The following is an 18,015-nucleotide window of genomic DNA, read 5'->3' as shown; positions in this document are numbered from 1 at the left end:
ATAGATATGAGGATAGTCTTCATGTTCCTAGCGTTCGTTGTGTTGTTGGGTGCCTGTAAAGGTTCTCAGCCAGCTGATACTACGGATGTCTTGGTTAGCGTGAAAGGACGTACCCTAAATCGTTCGGAGGTGAATAAGCTAATACCCCGGGGGATTTCCTCCGCTGATAGTCTGTTGCTGGCCGAGAGCTTTACCAAGAAATGGGTAAAGGATGTATTGGTGTACGATGTGGCTTTGCGTAACTTGGGGGATGAGAAAGAGGAGGTCGATAAATTGGTAGAGGAGTACAGGCGTTCCTTGGTTCGTTACCGTTATCAGGAACGATTGGTGGAGGAGAAGCTGAAAACTGATATCCGGGAAAGTGATAAATTAAACTATTACGAGGAAAACCAGAAAAAGTTTATCTTGGATAAAGGCTTGATCAAGGGATTATTCTTGAAAATCCCGGTTGATGCCCCGGGACTTACCGACGTCAAAAAGTGGTACAAATCCACAGATGTGGCCTCTTTAGAAAAAATTGAGAAATATAGTGTGCAAAATGCCACGATTTATGAGTACTTTTACGACAAATGGGTTGATTTCGATGAGGTAATGGATAATATACCGATCCATGTGTCGAATCCGAATGCGTTTCTGAAGGCGAATAAGTATGTTGAGGTGGCGGATAGCAGTTATTGTTATCTGTTGAATATCAAGGAATATTTACCTTCCGGCAGTGTGGAGCCATATGATTATGCCAGTCCGCACGTCACGGAAATGCTGGTCAACCAACGAAAAGTTGAATTCTTGAAAAAATTTGAAGACGAGTTATATAACGATGCGATCCGGAGCGGTGACGTGGAATTCCATTCCGAGCCGTGATCTCTAATTTTATAAATGGGTAGACATGATGAAAAAGATTTTAAGTGTATTCTTTCTTGCCTGTTGTTCTTGCATTGTAATGGCGCAAGACAATGTGATCGATGAAATTGTGTGGGTGGTAGGAGATGACGCTATTTTACGTTCGGATATTGAGACGCAGCGTTTGTATAATCAAAACGAGGGGGTCCGTTTGGATGGCGACCCGTATTGCGTGATCCCGGAGCAGATGGCGATACAGAAACTATATCTGAATCAAGCAAGGATCGATAGTATCACCGTGAACGAGAACCAAGTGATCCAGAGCGTGGATCAATGGATGAACATGGCTGTGAACCAAATCGGGTCTCGCGAGAAATTGGAGGAATATTTCGGTAAGAAATTTTCCCAGATCAAGGATGAGCGTAAGGAGATGGTGCGGGAGCAGCAGGTAGTGCAACAGATGCAGCATCAATTGATCGGCGAGATCAAGCTGACACCTTCCGAGGTGCGTAAATATTTCAGCCAGTTGTCTCAGGATAGCCTGCCGAACATCCCTACGACAGTAGAGGTGCAAATCGTTACCTTGGAACCGAAGATTCCGTTTGAGGAAACAGACGCTATCAAGGCCCGCTTACGTGATTTCACGGAGCAGGTTAATTCCGGCAAGATGGAATTCTCCACGTTGGCCCGTTTGTACTCGGAAGATCCGGGTTCGGCGTCTCGAGGTGGTGAGCTGGGTTTCATGAGCAAGACACAGCTGTTGCCGGAGTTCGCGAACGTCGCGTTCAACTTGAAAGACCCGAAACGTGTCTCCCAGATCGTACAGACGGAGTATGGTTACCATATCATCCAATTGATCGAGAAGCGTGGAGACCGTATTAACTGCCGCCATATCTTATTGAAACCGAAGGTTTCCGATAAGGAGTTGGCGGATGCTACCACTCGTCTGGATTCATTGTACAATGATTTGCAGGCGAATAAGTTCACGTTTGAGGAAGCCGCTACATTCGTCTCTTACGACAAGGATACACGTAATAATAAGGGTTTGATGGTAAACCAAGATTACGAGAGCAGCAATATGGGAACCCCTAAGTTCGAGATGCAAGAACTTCCACAGGAAATCGGTAAGGTGGTATATGACATGAAAGTCGGAGAGATCTCCAAGCCTTTTACCATGTTGACGAACAAGCAGAAAGAGGTAGTAGCTATTGTTAAGCTGAAAGCTCGGACGGAAGGACATAAGGCGAATTTGGCCGATGACTTCCAAGCTTTGAAAGCGATCGTAGAGGCTAAGAAACGTGAGGAATTATTGAACGACTGGATCACGAAGAAACAAAAATCAACCTATGTGCGTATTAGTGACGGTTGGAGGAATTGTGATTTCAAATATCCGGGTTGGATTAAGGAATGAGACTAATTAACAGGTTATTTCTAGCGCTCTTATCGTGTGCTTTATCGGTTGGCGTATTTGCGCAAACGCAAGATAGCACGGTGGTAGCCGCCAAAGATAGTGTCGCTCCCAAGAAGACGAAGGTCTTTTTGGAGCATGCGAATACGCTTTCGTTCGATAAGGAGAGGAACGCCGAGGCTCAAGTACTGAATGGTGATGTTTGTTTTCGCCATGATAGTTCGTATATGTATTGCGATAGCGCATATTTCTTTGAGCAGACCAATTCCTTGGAAGCGTTTAGTAATGTTCGGATGGAACAAGGGGATACCTTGTTCGTGTATGGAAATTACCTGTTTTACGATGGAAATACCCAGATCGCTTATTTGCGGGAGAATGTCCGCATGGAGAATGGGCAGGTTACCTTGTTTACGGATAGCTTGAACTATGAGCGAATCCCGGATATCGGATATTATTTCGACGGAGGTCTGATTGTCGATTCCTTGAATCAGCTCTCTTCTTTTTACGGGCAATATTCGCCTAGTACGAAATTGGCTATCTTCAATGATAGCGTCCGTCTGGAGAATGAGCAATTCACGTTGTATTCCGATACCTTGCATTATAATACGGACTCGAAGATCGCCACGATACTCGGACCATCCATTATCGTGTCGGATAGCGGCACGATCTATTCTTCCAGGGGTTGGTACGATACCGTGAATAATACCTCTTTGCTATTGGATCGTTCTCAGGTGGTTTCCGGCGACCGTATCTTGACGGGCGACTCTATCGCCTACAACCGGGAACTGGGTTTTGGGGAAGCGTTCGGTAATATGAGTCTGCAAGACACGGCGCAGCATGTCATGCTGGAAGGCCAATATGGCTTTTACAATGAGAAGACCGAGTATGCTTTCGCTACGGATAGCGCCCGTTTCTTGGAATTCAGCCAAGGGGATACATTGTTTCTGCATGGTGATACCTTGAAGATGACTACGGTGGACTCCCTTTACCGGGAAGTAAAAGCTTATTACGGCGTCCGTTTCTATCGGACGGATATGCAAGGTGTTTGCGATTCGATGCAGTTTAATACAAGAGACTCTATATTATATATGTATACGGACCCTATCGTTTGGAATGAACAGTATCAGATCTATGGGGATACGATCTTGATATTTATGAATGATAGCTCGATCGATTTCGCTCACGTGAAGCAATTCGCTTTCGCGATACAGCAAATCGATTCTACTGCGTTCAATCAATTAAAGGGAAATGACTTGAAGGCTTATTTCGAGGGACAGGTCGTGAATCAGATCGATGTGTCGGGCAACGCCGAATCGATTTTCTTCCCATTGGAGAAGGACGGTTCGATGGTCGGCATGAACGAGACCAAGAGCGGTTTCCTTACGATCTGGCTAAAAGACAATAAGTTGGATAAACTGAAGATCTGGCCGACTCCAACAGGTACGATGACCCCTATTCCTGATTTGAAGCCCGACCAGAAATACTTGAAAGACTTTTATTGGTTTGATTATATCCGTCCGAAAGATAAGGATGATATTTATCAGGTCGTGAAAAGAAAAGCTCAAGATGCTCCGAAAAGAAGCAATAAATTCGTACATTAGCGTCGTATTCATAATTAATAGGTAAAGCTATGGCACTTTTCTCGTTTTATAACATGCGTAAACCGCGTCAATATGATCATAAGCCTATTTATTGGGACCCCCATAAGGAAGCCTTGGAGGAACGTATAAGTAAGGTCAAACGTGAAATGGGTGTAGAGGAATCGTTGGAGGAATATAAGCCGCATATCAAGGGAACTTTTATTGAAGGCACCTCACATTTGAAGAGAAGCGTGGGGCGGGGCGAGGATTCCCGGGCTCGTAAGTATAAGAATGTGAAACTGGCGGTAGCCTTGGCTGTCTTGGCTGCTTTCTTTTGGTATTTGTTCTGGTAATGAGCGATATCATTCATTTACTTCCGGATCATATCGCCAATCAAATCGCGGCGGGAGAGGTGATTCAACGTCCGGCCTCTGTCGTTAAAGAGTTGGTCGAGAATGCGGTGGACGCTGGCGCTTCCAATATCCAAGTGAACATTAAGGATGCGGGTAAGACATTGATACAGGTGATCGATGACGGGAAAGGTATGTCCGAGACGGATGCTCGCATGGCTTTTGAGCGGCACGCTACTTCTAAGATTTCTACGGCCGAGGATTTATTCTCTTTGCATACGATGGGTTTCCGGGGTGAGGCATTGGCCTCTATCGCCGCTGTCGCCCATATAGAGTTGCGTACCCGGGCTAGGGGGGCGGAGCTTGGTACCTGCCTGTCCATCGCGGGGTCTAACTTGGAGAGTATCGAGCCGGAGGCTTGTAACGAGGGAAGTATCTTCTCGGTAAAGAATCTTTTCTTTAATGTTCCCGCCCGCCGGAAATTCTTGAAGTCGAATGAGACGGAATTCCGGAATATCATCAATGAGTTCGAGCGAATCGCCTTGGTGAATCCGCAGGTGGGTATGTCTCTTTATCATAATGACGCGGAGATATTCAATCTGCCCGAGTCGGGGTTACGTCAGCGCATCATTAATATATATGGTAAGAGTTTAAACCAGAAGTTGCTCTCTCTGGATGCCCAAAGTTCCATGGTGACTATTTCCGGTTTCGTGGGGCGTCCGGACTCGGCGAAGAAGCGAGGGGCATTGCAGTTCTTTTTTGTGAATGGTCGTTATATGAAGCATCCTTATTTCCATAAGGCGATCATGCAGGCCTATGAGCAATTGATTCCTGCCGGGGATATGCCGAATTATTTTGTTTATTTCACGTTGGATCCCTCCTCGATCGATGTCAATATCCATCCGACAAAGACGGAGATTAAGTTTGAGAACGAGCAACCGATCTGGCAGATCTTGATGGCCGCTACCCGGGAGGCGTTGGCTAAATCGAGCGCTATCCCTACGATTGATTTCGACGTGGAGGATGCGATCGATATTCCTGTTTACAACCCGGTCAAGAAAAGTGAGCCTAGTACTTATAAGGCCCCGAAAGTGCAAGTGGATTCCAGTTATAATCCGTTTGACACTACTTCCTATAAAAAACCGGAATTCGATTGGTCTAAATTATATCAAGGGTTTGAGAACGATCGAGTGGCTGCCCAACTGGAGTCCGAGAGTTTCGAGGATGCCCCGATCGAGGAATTGCCGGCCGAGGCTTCGAACCCGGAAAACCTGTTTACGGAGGTAAGCAATCCTTGCTATCAATATAAAGGACGATATATCGTGACATCCTTGAAATCGGGTCTGGCGATTATTGACCAGCATCGTGCGCATGTGCGTATCTTGTTTGACCAATACCTGTCGAATATCCGTCAGCAGCAAGGTGTATCCCAACAAGTCTTATTCCCGGAGATCGTAGAGTTTACCGCTGCCGAGGCGGCTGTACTGCCTTCCTTATTGGAGGATTTGCGCTTCGTCGGCTTTGATCTGAGCAATCTGGGAAATGACAATTACGCGATCAATGGCCTGCCCGCTGGTATAGAGAACCTTGATCCGGTGAACTTGGTAAAGGATATCGTGGACCGGGCGATCGAGACCGGATGCGAGGTGCATGAGAAGATCTGCGAAGCCATCGCCTTGTCTTTAGCGAAAGCCGCCGCTATCCGTCCCGGCAAATCCTTATCCTCGGAAGAGATGGATCATCTGATCGCCTCCCTATTCTCTTGTCCGGACTCGAACCTGACCCCGGATGGAAAGACGATTATCTCCATGCTGACAGATGAGGAGCTGGAGAGAAGATTTAAGTGCTAGGGATGATTTCGATGACATAGGTTTCACTGGCCGCATTTGCTTGTGCTACAGCTAAATCCTGTGAAACGTGTGAAGGGTGAGCGGCACTACTTGATAAAGATTGCCGTAGCGGGTGTGTTTACGCTCTATATGGAGGGCGGTCAGTACCTTTCCGAAATTGCTTGCCGTGCTACCGCGCATGGCTGCTGGGTTCTTTTCCTTTAATATCTGGAAAATGGAGGCAGCTGATAGTGGATGTACATTTAGGTCTCCCGGACATGCGGCCCGGAAGCAGGCGTGGAACACATCTTCCTCGATCGGACGTTTATAGAAAGCCTCATTCGATCACATGATCGCCTCCTCCTCTCCGGAGGTGAACCAATGGCGCTCTCCTTTTTGTAACTCGTCTTTCAGCTGGGCGTAGATTTGATCATGCTCGATACCTTCGCAATTAATCTTGCTTTGCACCTCCACGCATAGGAAACGGCGGCTTCCCGTGGGGTCGCTTAATAGGTTCTTCTGGTTCGTAGTGCCAATAAATGAGGCTAGGCGGGGTAGGGGGTGGAAATGCTTGGCGTGTGCCTTGCGTACGTTCATCCCGGCCATCTGCATCCAATTTTTCAGCAAAACCATTTTACGGTCGGGCAACCGGTCGAACTCATCGAGGTTGATGAGCCCGAACCCATCCATTGCGAGGCCAAGGCGAGCATCCAGCGATGAAACCCCTCCACCCATAACGGTTCTGAGGAGACCCGTCGTGCCAGATCGCTTACCCGGTCTTTCCCGTCCCATTCGGGTAACCGCTCCATATATTGCCGGAAAGGATGATACTCTTTTACTTCTTTTGAATATACGAAACGATTCACATCCCGATCCCAGCAATCGATCCCCGTCCGTCTTGCCTCCATGCAAATGCTATTTAGGTCACGTTGCGTCACCGGATAGAAGCGATCCGCTTCTGATCGTTTGTATCGATATTCAGTCTCGTCGCTCAACAAGTTGAAACGGAACTCGATGATTTCTTGGAGGAAAGTCTCCAGACTCTTTTGAAGGAGTGAGTTATTGTCGCTAAATCGTTTGGCTTTACCTTCGGTTTGGTGTGGTATGGTGATTGGCCCGTTCGGTTTTAAGAAGCGAAGCCATAGCTGGCCTAAAAAATCCAATACAGTTTTCATGATACTATGTTTTAGAGGTTATTTTTACCGTTTTCTTCTGCGAATATAGGTTGTTAACTTGAAGTTTTCCAAATATTTATATTATCATTTGAAATAAAAGTAATTTGTCCAAAATACTAGGAAGAACTCTTGTTTAGGTGGTATGAATGTAATACCTTTGTTAAGTGCCTATAATCTTTTCACCTATGTGAAAAGAACGTATCACAATCATGAAACGATCGTTTCACATAGGTGAAAAGATCATATCACCCTTGTGAAATGACTAATAGCATACGATGTTCTTATGAATAACCTTTTAATCTCATACTAGATATATGGCAGCAAAATATGACTTTTACAAGACTCCGGTATCGAAGGATAGCATGAAGCGTCCTCGTTTTCACGCACGTATCGTATCATCTGGCACGATCGATACGGATGATCTGGCCAAACGTATCCATGGTCGATGTACCGTCACGCCGGCAGACGTAGCCGCCGTGCTTATCTCTTTAAGCGAGGTGACAGCGGAATATTTGCGTGAAGGAAAACGTGTACATATCGATGGGTTGGGGTATTTGCAAGTCACGTTGCAATGCCCGGCCGTACAATCCACGCACGAGATACGTGCGGAGTCCATCCGTTTCAAGTCCGTGGCTTTCCGTCCTGAGGTAGAGCTGAAAGATAGCTTGAAGACGATGACGCTGGAACGAGCCAAGTACAAATCCCATTCCCGCCAATTGGAGCCTGAGCGCATCGACCAATTTTGCCGAGCATGAATATATGACCCGTGTTGCTTTCCAGCGGCTTTGCGGACTGACGAGTAGTACGGCCAGCCGCCGTCTGCATCAATTCGTCGAGGCGGGTAAATTGCGTGATATCGGCACCCGCCACCAGTCGCTTTACGTGGCGGCTAGGTAAATCGTCGATCCGATCCCATTGCTTTCACAGGCTTCACAGGAACTCGTTTGATTTAAGGGGATTGAGTTTGTGTGAAGCCCGTGACGCATGAAACTTATCGGTAAATAGAGATAGTAAATGTTAAATATTAATAAATACAACAAGAGCCTACCTTGCCAAACGGGAACAAATATGTACCTTTGCACCGTTTTTAGTGCGGAGTATACGAAAAAAACAGGCACAACTTATTGATTGTCCGAAAATAATGCGTAACTTTGCGGCTCGAAATAGGAAAAGATTAGATAAATAATAATAACACATTCAAAGTTTAAAAAAAGAAAGAAATGCCTACAATTCAGCAATTAGTTAGAAAAGGAAGGGAAACTTTGGTGGAGAAGGGTAAATCACCCGCATTGGACGCTTGTCCTCAAAGACGTGGCGTTTGCGTACGTGTTTACACTACGACTCCGAAGAAACCTAACTCTGCAATGCGTAAAGTAGCGAGAGTACGTTTGACAAATGGTAAGGAAGTTAACTCCTATATTCCGGGAGAAGGACACAACTTGCAAGAGCACTCTATCGTATTGGTACGTGGTGGTCGTGTAAAGGACCTTCCGGGTGTGCGTTATCACATCGTACGTGGTACGTTGGATACAGCGGGTGTTAACGGCCGTACGCAAAGACGTTCCAAATATGGAGCTAAGCGTCCGAAACCGGGTCAAGCAGCAGCTGCCGCAAAAGGTAAGAAGAAGTAATTAATTACATGCCTTCAAACTGAGATTTAAATTTAAGTATTAAAACAGGTTTGAGTTATTTGGATAGGCTATAAGGTTGAGTAAATGGTTCAGCGGAACCGTTGAAGACAAATTAAAGGCAACCAACGACAAGAACAAATTTTTGAAAACAAAATGAGAAAAGCAAAACCAAAGAAAAGACAGATCCTTCCGGATCCTGTTTTCGGTGATGTAAAGGTTACGAGATTCGTTAACCATTTGATGTATGATGGCAAGAAAAATACTGCCTTCGAAATTTTCTATTCCGCTTTGGAAACCGTTAAGGGCAAATTGCCTAACGAGGAAAAGTCCGCTCTCGAAATTTGGAAAGCTGCGCTTGATAACATTACTCCTCAAGTCGAAGTTAAGTCACGCCGTGTAGGTGGTGCTACATTCCAAGTCCCTACTGAAATCCGCCCGGATCGTAAAGAGTCAATTTCTATGAAGAACCTTATTATCTTCGCACGTAAACGTGGAGGTAAGACTATGGCTGATAAGTTGTCTGCAGAGATTGTAGATGCTTTCAATAACCAAGGTGGCGCATTCAAAAGAAAAGAAGATATGCACCGTATGGCTGAGGCTAACCGTGCGTTCGCTCACTTCAGATTTTAATTTTTTAAGGCAATAAAAAGAATATGGCAAACAACGATAAGCAATTGATGTTCACTAGGAACATCGGTATCATGGCTCACATTGACGCTGGTAAGACAACGACTTCTGAACGTATCTTGTTTTACACAGGTTTGACACACAAGATCGGTGAGACTCATGATGGTACTGCTACAATGGACTGGATGGCGCAGGAGCAGGAGCGTGGTATCACGATTACTTCCGCTGCTACGACTACATTCTGGAACTATTTGGGCAACCGTTATAAAATCAACTTGATTGACACTCCGGGACACGTAGACTTCACGGTTGAGGTTGAACGTTCTCTTCGTGTATTGGATGGTGCTGTTGCTACATTCTGTGCCGTAGGTGGTGTTGAGCCCCAGTCTGAGACTGTATGGCGTCAGGCTGATAAATATAATGTACCTCGTATCGGTTACGTTAATAAGATGGACCGCTCGGGTGCTAACTACTATGAGGTAGTACGCCAATTGAAGGACGTATTAGGAGCTAATCCTTGTCCGATCCAGATCCCTATCGGAGCTGAGGAGACTTTCAAGGGTGTTGTCGACTTGATCAAGATGAAGGCTATCTTCTGGCACGACGAGACTATGGGTGCCGAGTATAGCGTTGAAGAGATCCCGGCAGACTTGCAAGCTGAGGCTGAGGAATGGCGCGATAAGATGCTTGAGGCTTTGGCTGAGTGCGACGACGCTATCATGGAGAAATACTTCGATGATCCTTCTACGATCACGGAAGAGGAGATCATGGTTGCTATCCGCAAGGGTACGTTGGCTATGCAGATCAACCCGATGACTTGTGGTTCTTCTTTCAAGAACAAAGGTGTACAGACTTTATTGGATGCAGTTTGCGCGTTTTTGCCTTCTCCTGAAGATACTCCGGCTATCGAGGGTACGGATCCTTCAGATCCTGATAAAATAATCACTCGTAAACCTTTGTTCGAGGAGCCGTTGACGGCGTTGGCATTTAAGATCGCTACCGACCCGTATGTAGGTCGTTTGTGCTTCTTCCGTGTATACGCAGGTTCTATCAACGCTGGTTCTTATGTGTTGAACACTCGTTCCGGAAAGAAAGAGCGTATCTCGCGTTTGTTCCAGATGCACTCTAACAAGCAGAACCCGATGGAGGTGATTGGTTGTGGTGATATCGGAGCAGGTGTTGGTTTCAAGGATATCCGTACAGGTGATACGCTTTGCGACGAAAACCATCCGATCACATTGGAGTCTATGGAATTCCCGGAACCGGTTATCGGTATCGCTGTAGAGCCTAAGACTCAGAAAGACATGGATAAGTTGGGTATGGGCTTGGCTAAGTTGGCCGAGGAGGATCCTACTTTCCGCGTACAGACAAACGAGGAGACAGGTCAGACCGTTATTAGCGGTATGGGTGAGCTTCACTTGGATATCATCATCGACCGTTTGCGTCGTGAGTTCAAGGTTGAATGTAACCAAGGCCGTCCGCAGGTTACTTATAAGGAGGCTATCACGCAGCCGGTTGAGCTTCGCGAGGTTTACAAAAAGCAATCTGGAGGTCGTGGTAAGTTCGCAGATATCATCGTTCGTATGGAGCCGGCAGACGAGAGCTTCGAGGGTACTTTGCAATTCATCGATGAGGTGAAGGGTGGTAACATTCCTAAGGAATTCATCCCGTCCGTACAGAAAGGTTTCGAGAAGGCTATGAAGAACGGTGTGTTGGCTGGTTATCCGCTTGACAAGTTGAAAGTGACTTTGATCGATGGTTCTTTCCACCCGGTAGACTCAGACCAGTTGTCTTTCGAGATCGCTGCTATCCAAGCGTTCAAGAACGCTTCCGCTAAGGCAGGTCCTGTATTGATGGAGCCGATCATGCAGATGGAGGTTGTTACTCCAGAAGAGAGCATGGGTGACGTTATCGGTGACTTGAACAAGCGTCGTGGACAAGTTGAGGGTATGGAGACTAGCCGTACGGGAGCTCGTATCGTGAAGGCTAAGGTTCCATTGGCTGAGACATTCGGTTATGTGACAGCTTTGCGTACGATTACTTCAGGTCGTGCTACATCTTCAATGCAGTTCTCACACTACGCTCAAGTATCCTCTTCTATCGCTAAGCAAGTATTGACAGAGGTGCAAGGTCGCGTTGATTTGATCAAATAATATTTAGAAACATATAATAAATATGAGCCAAAAGATCAGAATTAAATTGAAGTCTTACGATTATTCTCTGGTAGACAAGTCTGCCGAGAAGATCGTAAAGACGGTAAAGGCTACAGGTGCTATCGTTAGCGGTCCTATACCTCTTCCTACGCACAAACGTATCTTTACAGTGAACCGCTCTACTTTCGTTAACAAGAAATCTCGTGAGCAGTTCGAACTCTCTTCTTATAAGAGATTAATCGATATCTATAGCTCAACTGCGAAGACAGTTGACGCTTTGATGAAGCTAGAATTACCTAGCGGTGTAGAAGTAGAAATTAAAGTGTAAGTTTTTAACAATTAGTGAAATGCCAGGATTATTAGGAAAAAAAATCGGAATGACATCCGTTTTCAGTGCCGAGGGAAAAAATCTTCCATGCACTGTTATCGAAGTGGGTCCTTGTGTGGTTACACAGATCAAGACTTTGGAGAAAGATGGCTATGAAGCTGTACAGTTGGGTTTCCAAGAGAAGAAAGAGAAGCACACGACACAGCCTGAGATGGGTCACTTCAAGAAAGCCGGTGTAGCACCTCAAAGACACTTGGCCGAGTTCAAGAATTTCGAAACTGAGTACAAGTTGGGTGACGTGATCACTGTAGACTTCTTGGAAGACGCAGGTTTCGTGGATGTAGTGGGTACATCAAAGGGTAAAGGTTTCCAAGGTGTAGTAAAACGTCATGGTTTTGGTGGTGTAGGTCAGACTACTCACGGTCAGCATAACCGTGCTCGTAAGCCGGGTTCTATCGGTGCTTGTTCTTACCCCGCAAAGGTATTTAAGGGCATGCGAATGGGCGGCCAGATGGGTAACGAACGTGTAACCGTTCAGAATCTTCAAGTGATCAAGGTAATGCCGGAACACAACCTTTTATTGGTAAAGGGATCTGTTCCAGGAGCAAAAGGTTCAATCTTATTAATTGAAAAGTAATGGAACTGAGCGTATTTAATATTAAAGGTGAAGATACCGGAAGAAAGGTAACTTTGAACGATGCGATCTTCGGCATTGAACCCAACGATCATGCTATTTACTTGGACGTAAAGCAGTATTTGGCAAATCAACGTCAGGGAACGCATAAGTCTAAAGAGAGAAGCGAAGTATCTGGTAGTACACGTAAGCTGATCCGTCAGAAAGGTGGTGGTGGCGCACGTCGTGGTGATATCAACTCTCCGGTGTTGGTTGGTGGTGGCCGTGTATTCGGTCCGAAGCCTCGTGATTATGAGTTCAAGCTGAACAAGAAAGTAAAATCTTTGGCTCGTAAGTCAGCATTGAGCTACAAGGCAAAGAACAATGCGATTGTTGTCGTAGAGGATTTCACAATGGAAGCTCCTAAGACTAAAGAATTTATAACAATTGCTAAAAACTTGAAAGTGGCTGATAAAAAGTTACTTATGGTTTTACCGGAGAAGAATAATTTAGTATATTTGTCCGCTCGAAATTTAGAGAAGGCAAGTGTAATAACTGCTTCTGAACTAAATACATACGCTGTGTTAAACGCTGTTAATTTGGTTTTAACGGAAAGTTCAGTCGCTGTTGTTGAACAAAATTTTAAAGCATAAGGAGTAGAATAATGGGAATTATTATTAAGCCTATAGTAACTGAGAAACAAACAGCGATCACAGAGAAATTTCCGAATCGCTATGGTTTTCGTGTTTCTCCTGATGCCAACAAATTGGAGATAAAGAAAGCTGTAGAGGACATGTACAGTGTTACAGTAGTTGATGTTAACACCATCAACTACTCTGGAAAGCGTAAAAGCCGTTATACAAAATCAGGTATCATCAACGGCAAGCAAGCTGCTTTCAAGAAAGCGATCGTAACGTTGAAAGAAGGAGAAACAATTGATTTCTTTAGTAATATCTAAAAAGAGAAATGGGAATACGTAAATTAAAGCCCACGACACCGGGGCAGAGACACAAAGTTATTGGTGCATTTGATAAAATCACTGCAAGTACACCAGAGAAGTCTCTTGTAGTAGGTAAGAAGAGTACAGGTGGACGTAACAACACTGGTAAGATGACAATGCGTTATATCGGTGGCGGTCACAAACAAAAGTACAGAATTATCGATTTCAAGAGAAACAAAGATGGCATTCCTGCGACAGTAAAGTCTATCGAGTATGATCCTAACCGTTCATCTCGTATCGCTTTGTTGTATTACGCTGACGGAGCAAAGAGCTATATCATCGCTCCGAACGGATTGGAAGTTGGCCAAACAGTGGTTTCAGGTAGCGACGCCGCTCCTGAGGTAGGTAATACTTTGCCTATGGCAAATATTCCCGTTGGTACTATTATTCACAATATTGAGCTTCGTCCTGGACAGGGTGCCAAAATGGTACGTTCCGCAGGTGCATTCGCTCAGCTGACTTCAAAGGAAGGCGCTTATGCGATTATTAAGATGCCTTCTGGTGAAACTAGAAAGATTCTTGCGGCTTGTAAGGCTACAATTGGCGCAGTTGGCAACTCAGACCATGCTCTTGAAAAATCAGGTAAGGCCGGTCGCTCTAGGTGGTTAGGTCGTCGTCCTCGTAACCGTGGTGTTGTTATGAACCCGGTTGATCACCCAATGGGTGGTGGTGAAGGTCGTTCTTCCGGAGGTCATCCTAGATCCCGTAATGGCTTATATGCTAAGGGCTTGAAGACTAGAGCTCCTAAGAAGCATTCTTCAAAGTATATTATTGAAAGAAGAAAGAAATAATCTGATTAATTAAGTAAACTATGAGTCGTTCGCTAAAAAAAGGCCCGTATATTAATGTAAAGCTTGAGAAGAAAGTTCTGGCAATGAATGAGTCAGGAAAGAAAGCCGTAGTTAAGACATGGGCAAGAGCTTCAATGATTTCGCCTGATTTCGTAGGCCATACTATTGCAGTTCATAATGGAAATAAATTTATTCCTGTTTTCGTAACCGAGAATATGGTAGGTCACAAGTTGGGAGAGTTCTCACCGACACGTACTTTCCGCGGTCACGCCGGTAACAAGAAGAAATAATATCGGTAGTAACAGGAATTCAGGAATCTGAAAATAAAAAGAATCGAATAAAATGGGTGCTAGAAAAAGAATATCAGCTGAAGCAAGAAAAGAAGCCCAAAAGACCATGTATTTCGCGAAGTTGAACAATGTTCCTACCTCTCCTCGTAAGATGCGTTTGGTAGCAGACATGATTCGCGGTATGGAAGTATTCCGTGCGCTTGGTGTTTTGAAGTTTTCTAACAAGGAAGCTGCAGCAAGAGTAGAAAAATTGCTTCGTTCAGCAATCGCAAACTGGGAACAGAAAAATGAACGTAAAGCAGAAGCTGGAGAGTTATGCGTATCTTCAATCAGCGTTGATTGCGCTACTACGTTGAAGAGAATGCGTCCGGCTCCTCAAGGAAGAGGTTACAGAATTCGTAAACGCTCGAACCACGTAACTCTGTTTGTTGATACACTTAGTAAAAACGATAGTCAAAATTAATTTGTAGATGGGACAAAAGGTTAATCCGATTAGTAATCGTTTAGGAATTATCCGTGGTTGGGATTCCAATTGGTATGGCGGTAAGAATTACGGGGATACTTTGCTGGAAGATAGCAAAATCCGTAAATATTTGAATGCCCGTCTTGCAAAAGCTAGTGTATCTCGTATCGTTATTGAACGTACGCTTAAGTTGATCACGATCACTGTTTGTACGTCACGTCCGGGTATCATCATCGGTAAAGGTGGTCAGGAAGTTGATAAGTTGAAGGAAGAGTTGAAGAAGATCACTGATAAAGAAGTGCAGATCAACATCTTCGAGGTGAAGAGACCTGAATTGGACGCTGTTATCGTAGCAAACAACATCGCACGTCAGCTTGAAGGTAAAATCGCATATCGTCGCGCGGTAAAGATGGCTATCGCCTCTACCATGAGAATGGGCGCCGAGGGTATAAAGATTCAAATCTCTGGTCGTTTGAATGGCGCTGAAATGGCTCGTTCGGAAATGTATAAGGAAGGAAGAACTCCGTTGCACACTCTTAGAGCAGATATCGACTATGCTTTGGCTGAGGCCTTGACAAAAGTTGGTTTGCTGGGTGTTAAGGTTTGGATCTGTCGTGGTGAGGTTTATGGCAAGCGCGATCTTGCTCCTTCTTTCACTGCTGCCAAGGAGACAGGCCGTAGAAACGACAATGCCGGTGGCAACAGAGACAAGAACTTCAAGAGAAAAAGAGCTAATCGTTAAACGTTAGAATTTAAGTAGAGATGTTACAACCAAAGAAAACCAAGTTCAGAAGACAGCAGAAAGGTCGCATGAAGGGCGAAGCTCAACGTGGCAACCAGCTGGCCTTCGGTTCTTTTGGAATAAAGTCATTAGAGAATAAATGGATTACCGGTCGTCAGATCGAGGCTGCCCGTATCGCCGTTACACGTTATATGCAACGTCAGGGTCAGGTTTGGGTTCGTATCTTCCCGGATAAGCCAATCACGAAGAAGCCTGCAGAGGTTCGTATGGGTAAAGGTAAAGGTAATCCTGAGGGATTTGTTGCGCCTGTTACTCCGGGTCGTCTGATTTTCGAGATCGAAGGTGTTCCCTTTGATATCGCTAAGGAAGCGTTGCGCCTTGCCGCACAAAAACTTCCGGTTACAACCAAGTTTGTTGTGAGACGTGATTATGACATGCAAAATCAAAATGCGTAATTGTTATGAAGATTGCAGAAATTAGAGAACTAAGCACGAAAGAGTTGCTAGAGAGAGTAGATGCAGAGGTTGCGGCCTATGATCAGAAGAAGATTAACCATAGCATCTCGCCTATGGATAATCCTTCTCAGATTAAACAGCAACGCAGATTGATTGCGCGCATGAAAACAGAATTGCGCCAGAGAGAACTTAACAACAAATAATTGAGCCTGATGGAAACTAGAAATTTAAGAAAAGAAAGAACGGGCGTGGTAACGAGCAACAAGATGGATAAAAGCATCACGGTTGCCATTAAATGGAAGGAAAAACACCCCATTTATGGAAAGTTCGTTAATAAGACGAAGAAATATCATGCTCACGACGAAAATAACGAATGCAACATTGGCGATACCGTAAAGATTATGGAGACTCGTCCTTTGAGCAAGACTAAAAGATGGAGATTAGTTCAAATAATCGAAAGGGCTAAGTAAGATGATACAACAAGAATCAAGACTAGTAGTAGCAGATAACAGTGGAGCTAAGGAAGCTTTGTGTATCCGTGTTTTGGGCGGAACGAGAAAGCGTTATGCCACTGTAGGTGATGTGATCGTAGTAGCAATCAAAAGCGTAATCCCAGCTAGCGACGTTAAGAAGGGTGCTGTTTCTAAGGCTATCATCGTTCGTACTAAGAAAGAGATCCGCCGTCCGGATGGTTCTTATATCCGTTTCGATGATAACGCTTGCGTATTATTGAATGCCGGTGGCGATATCCGTGGTAGCCGTATCTTCGGTCCGGTTGCCAGAGAGCTTCGTGCAACAAACATGAAAATTGTATCACTTGCACCTGAAGTGCTTTAATCTCGTAAAATTTAAAGTAATGAGTAAATTACATATCAAAAAAGGCGATATAGTATTTGTTAATGCCGGCGAGGACAAAGGTAAGACAGGTCGTGTTTTACAGGTACTTGTAAAAGATAATCGTGCGATTGTCGAAGGTATTAATGTGGTATCAAAGCATACCAAGCCTAATGCGAAGAATCCTCAAGGAGGAATCGAAAAGAAGGAAGCTCCTATTCATCTTTCTAACCTTAACGTGGTTGACCCGAAATCTGGTAAAGCTACACGTATCGGCCGTAAGTTGAATGAGAAGGGTGCTTTAGTGCGTTATTCTAAAAAATCAGGGGAGGAAATTAAGTAATGAGCAATACTGCCAGTCTTAAGAAAGAATACCAAGACAGAATTGTTCCTGCCTTAACGAAGGAGTTCGGTTACAAATCCGTGATGCAGGTACCTGTTTTGAAGAAAATCGTGATTAATCAGGGATTAGGTATGGCTACGGCTGACAAGAAGATCATCGATATCGCTATCAGCGAGTTGTCTACGATCACCGGTCAAAAAGCTGTCGCTACCGTATCTAAAAAGGATATCTCTAACTTTAAGTTGCGTAAGAAGATGCCGATCGGTGTGATGGTGACATTACGTCGTGAGCAGATGTACGAGTTCTTGGAGAGACTTGTTCGTGTCGCTCTTCCTCGTATCCGCGACTTCAAGGGAATTGAGAGTAAGTTAGACGGAAGAGGCAATTATACACTCGGTATTCAGGAACAAATCATTTTTCCTGAAATAAATATCGATAATATTACCAAAATATTGGGAATGAATATTACCTTTGTGACCTCTGCGAAAACAGACGAAGAAGGTTATGCTCTTTTGAGAGAATTTGGATTGCCTTTTAAAAACGGAAAAAAAGACTAAGTAGTT

At 44.7% G+C, this 18,015-nt stretch carries 25 protein-coding genes and 1 pseudogene; 23 read left to right on the top strand and 3 right to left on the bottom strand.

What is annotated here, in order from left to right:
• Nucleotides 1-6: 6 nt before the first annotated feature.
• Genes ACESPU_RS10920 through mutL form a run of 5 tightly spaced genes read left to right on the top strand, consistent with a single transcriptional unit; the run spans nt 7 to nt 6,028 of the window.
• Nucleotides 7-861: a hypothetical protein gene (locus tag ACESPU_RS10920; RefSeq protein ID WP_005867108.1), complete on the top strand. Its 855-nt coding sequence runs from the start codon at nt 7-9 to the stop codon at nt 859-861.
• Nucleotides 862-886: 25 nt separating this feature from the next.
• Nucleotides 887-2,251, top strand: coding sequence for a peptidylprolyl isomerase (locus ACESPU_RS10915; protein ID WP_373133359.1), 1,365 nt, complete (start codon nt 887-889; stop codon nt 2,249-2,251).
• Nucleotides 2,248-3,849, top strand: a complete 1,602-nt coding sequence (locus tag ACESPU_RS10910; RefSeq protein ID WP_005867109.1) for an OstA-like protein — start codon at nt 2,248-2,250, stop codon at nt 3,847-3,849. Before ACESPU_RS10915 ends, ACESPU_RS10910 begins: the two co-directional genes overlap by 4 nt.
• A 29-nt stretch (nt 3,850-3,878) precedes the next feature.
• Nucleotides 3,879-4,181, top strand: coding sequence for a hypothetical protein (locus ACESPU_RS10905; RefSeq protein WP_005867110.1), 303 nt, complete (start codon nt 3,879-3,881; stop codon nt 4,179-4,181).
• A complete protein-coding gene (gene mutL, locus ACESPU_RS10900) occupies nt 4,181-6,028 on the top strand; it encodes a DNA mismatch repair endonuclease MutL (protein WP_005867111.1) in 1,848 nt (615 codons plus the stop codon). Before ACESPU_RS10905 ends, mutL begins: the two co-directional genes overlap by 1 nt.
• Before the next feature lie 51 nt (nt 6,029-6,079).
• On the opposite strand, the gene ACESPU_RS10895 is transcribed toward mutL, so the two are convergent.
• From ACESPU_RS10895 to ACESPU_RS10885, 3 genes are read right to left on the bottom strand one after another with little or no spacing between them, the layout of a single operon-like run.
• Nucleotides 6,080-6,313 carry a DUF3874 domain-containing protein gene (locus ACESPU_RS10895; protein ID WP_227154224.1) on the bottom strand — a complete coding sequence of 78 codons (234 nt, stop codon included), beginning with the start codon at nt 6,311-6,313 and terminating at the stop codon, nt 6,080-6,082.
• Between the two features lie 39 nt (nt 6,314-6,352).
• Nucleotides 6,353-6,640 (bottom strand): virulence-associated E family protein, encoded by a 288-nt coding sequence (locus ACESPU_RS10890; RefSeq protein WP_229033106.1) that lies wholly within the window; start codon nt 6,638-6,640, stop codon nt 6,353-6,355.
• Entirely contained in the window at nt 6,628-7,182 is a 555-nt protein-coding gene (locus ACESPU_RS10885) for a hypothetical protein (RefSeq protein WP_227154222.1), read from the bottom strand. Before ACESPU_RS10885 ends, ACESPU_RS10890 begins: the two co-directional genes overlap by 13 nt.
• Before the next feature lie 314 nt (nt 7,183-7,496).
• On the opposite strand from ACESPU_RS10885, the pseudogene ACESPU_RS10880 reads away from it, so the two are divergent.
• From ACESPU_RS10880 to rplE, 18 genes and pseudogenes are all read left to right on the top strand, one after another.
• Nucleotides 7,497-8,079, top strand: a pseudogene (locus ACESPU_RS10880) (HU family DNA-binding protein).
• Between the two features lie 323 nt (nt 8,080-8,402).
• Nucleotides 8,403-8,813, top strand: a complete 411-nt coding sequence (gene rpsL / locus ACESPU_RS10875) for a 30S ribosomal protein S12 (RefSeq protein WP_005853956.1) — start codon at nt 8,403-8,405, stop codon at nt 8,811-8,813.
• Nucleotides 8,814-8,966: 153 nt separating this feature from the next.
• The gene (gene rpsG, locus ACESPU_RS10870) at nt 8,967-9,443 is read left to right on the top strand and encodes a 30S ribosomal protein S7 (protein ID WP_005853957.1); all 477 of its coding nucleotides are present in this window, start codon (nt 8,967-8,969) and stop codon (nt 9,441-9,443) included.
• A 23-nt stretch (nt 9,444-9,466) separates the two neighbouring features.
• Nucleotides 9,467-11,593: an elongation factor G gene (gene fusA / locus ACESPU_RS10865; RefSeq protein ID WP_005853959.1), complete on the top strand. Its 2,127-nt coding sequence runs from the start codon at nt 9,467-9,469 to the stop codon at nt 11,591-11,593.
• A 22-nt stretch (nt 11,594-11,615) separates the two neighbouring features.
• Complete coding sequence (gene rpsJ / locus ACESPU_RS10860) at nt 11,616-11,921, top strand: 30S ribosomal protein S10 (RefSeq protein WP_005853961.1); 306 nt, start codon at nt 11,616-11,618, stop codon at nt 11,919-11,921.
• Between the two features lie 19 nt (nt 11,922-11,940).
• A complete protein-coding gene (gene rplC, locus ACESPU_RS10855; protein WP_005853963.1) occupies nt 11,941-12,558 on the top strand; it encodes a 50S ribosomal protein L3 in 618 nt (205 codons plus the stop codon).
• On the top strand, nt 12,558-13,187 hold the full coding sequence (rplD, locus tag ACESPU_RS10850; RefSeq protein WP_005853966.1) for a 50S ribosomal protein L4: 630 nt from the start codon (nt 12,558-12,560) through the stop codon (nt 13,185-13,187). The genes rplC and rplD overlap by 1 nt, the downstream gene beginning before the upstream one ends.
• Nucleotides 13,188-13,198: 11 nt before the next feature.
• Nucleotides 13,199-13,492: a 50S ribosomal protein L23 gene (rplW, locus tag ACESPU_RS10845; RefSeq protein ID WP_005853968.1), complete on the top strand. Its 294-nt coding sequence runs from the start codon at nt 13,199-13,201 to the stop codon at nt 13,490-13,492.
• Nucleotides 13,493-13,500: 8 nt separating this feature from the next.
• Nucleotides 13,501-14,325 (top strand): 50S ribosomal protein L2, encoded by an 825-nt coding sequence (rplB, locus tag ACESPU_RS10840; RefSeq protein ID WP_005853970.1) that lies wholly within the window; start codon nt 13,501-13,503, stop codon nt 14,323-14,325.
• A gap of 20 nt (nt 14,326-14,345) precedes the next feature.
• The gene (gene rpsS, locus ACESPU_RS10835; protein ID WP_005634738.1) at nt 14,346-14,615 is read left to right on the top strand and encodes a 30S ribosomal protein S19; all 270 of its coding nucleotides are present in this window, start codon (nt 14,346-14,348) and stop codon (nt 14,613-14,615) included.
• A 52-nt stretch (nt 14,616-14,667) separates the two neighbouring features.
• Nucleotides 14,668-15,078 (top strand): 50S ribosomal protein L22, encoded by a 411-nt coding sequence (gene rplV / locus ACESPU_RS10830; RefSeq protein ID WP_005853972.1) that lies wholly within the window; start codon nt 14,668-14,670, stop codon nt 15,076-15,078.
• 7 nt (nt 15,079-15,085) lie between these two features.
• Nucleotides 15,086-15,820 (top strand): 30S ribosomal protein S3, encoded by a 735-nt coding sequence (gene rpsC, locus ACESPU_RS10825; RefSeq protein WP_005853974.1) that lies wholly within the window; start codon nt 15,086-15,088, stop codon nt 15,818-15,820.
• Nucleotides 15,821-15,840: 20 nt separating this feature from the next.
• The gene (gene rplP / locus ACESPU_RS10820; RefSeq protein WP_005853976.1) at nt 15,841-16,275 is read left to right on the top strand and encodes a 50S ribosomal protein L16; all 435 of its coding nucleotides are present in this window, start codon (nt 15,841-15,843) and stop codon (nt 16,273-16,275) included.
• A gap of 5 nt (nt 16,276-16,280) precedes the next feature.
• A complete protein-coding gene (gene rpmC, locus ACESPU_RS10815) occupies nt 16,281-16,478 on the top strand; it encodes a 50S ribosomal protein L29 (protein ID WP_005853979.1) in 198 nt (65 codons plus the stop codon).
• Between the two features lie 9 nt (nt 16,479-16,487).
• Nucleotides 16,488-16,745, top strand: coding sequence for a 30S ribosomal protein S17 (gene rpsQ, locus ACESPU_RS10810; protein WP_005853980.1), 258 nt, complete (start codon nt 16,488-16,490; stop codon nt 16,743-16,745).
• A gap of 1 nt (nt 16,746) precedes the next feature.
• Entirely contained in the window at nt 16,747-17,112 is a 366-nt protein-coding gene (gene rplN, locus ACESPU_RS10805) for a 50S ribosomal protein L14 (protein ID WP_005853982.1), read from the top strand.
• Nucleotides 17,113-17,131: 19 nt separating this feature from the next.
• Entirely contained in the window at nt 17,132-17,452 is a 321-nt protein-coding gene (gene rplX, locus ACESPU_RS10800) for a 50S ribosomal protein L24 (RefSeq protein WP_005853984.1), read from the top strand.
• Nucleotides 17,452-18,009, top strand: coding sequence for a 50S ribosomal protein L5 (gene rplE, locus ACESPU_RS10795; protein WP_005853986.1), 558 nt, complete (start codon nt 17,452-17,454; stop codon nt 18,007-18,009). The genes rplX and rplE overlap by 1 nt, the downstream gene beginning before the upstream one ends.
• Nucleotides 18,010-18,015: the final 6 nt, after the last annotated feature.

The sequence above is a fragment of the Parabacteroides sp. 20_3 genome (genome assembly GCF_964238835.1).
GTDB lineage: Bacteria > Bacteroidota > Bacteroidia > Bacteroidales > Tannerellaceae > Parabacteroides > Parabacteroides distasonis.
This window is presented reverse-complemented; position numbering and strand designations above follow the sequence as displayed.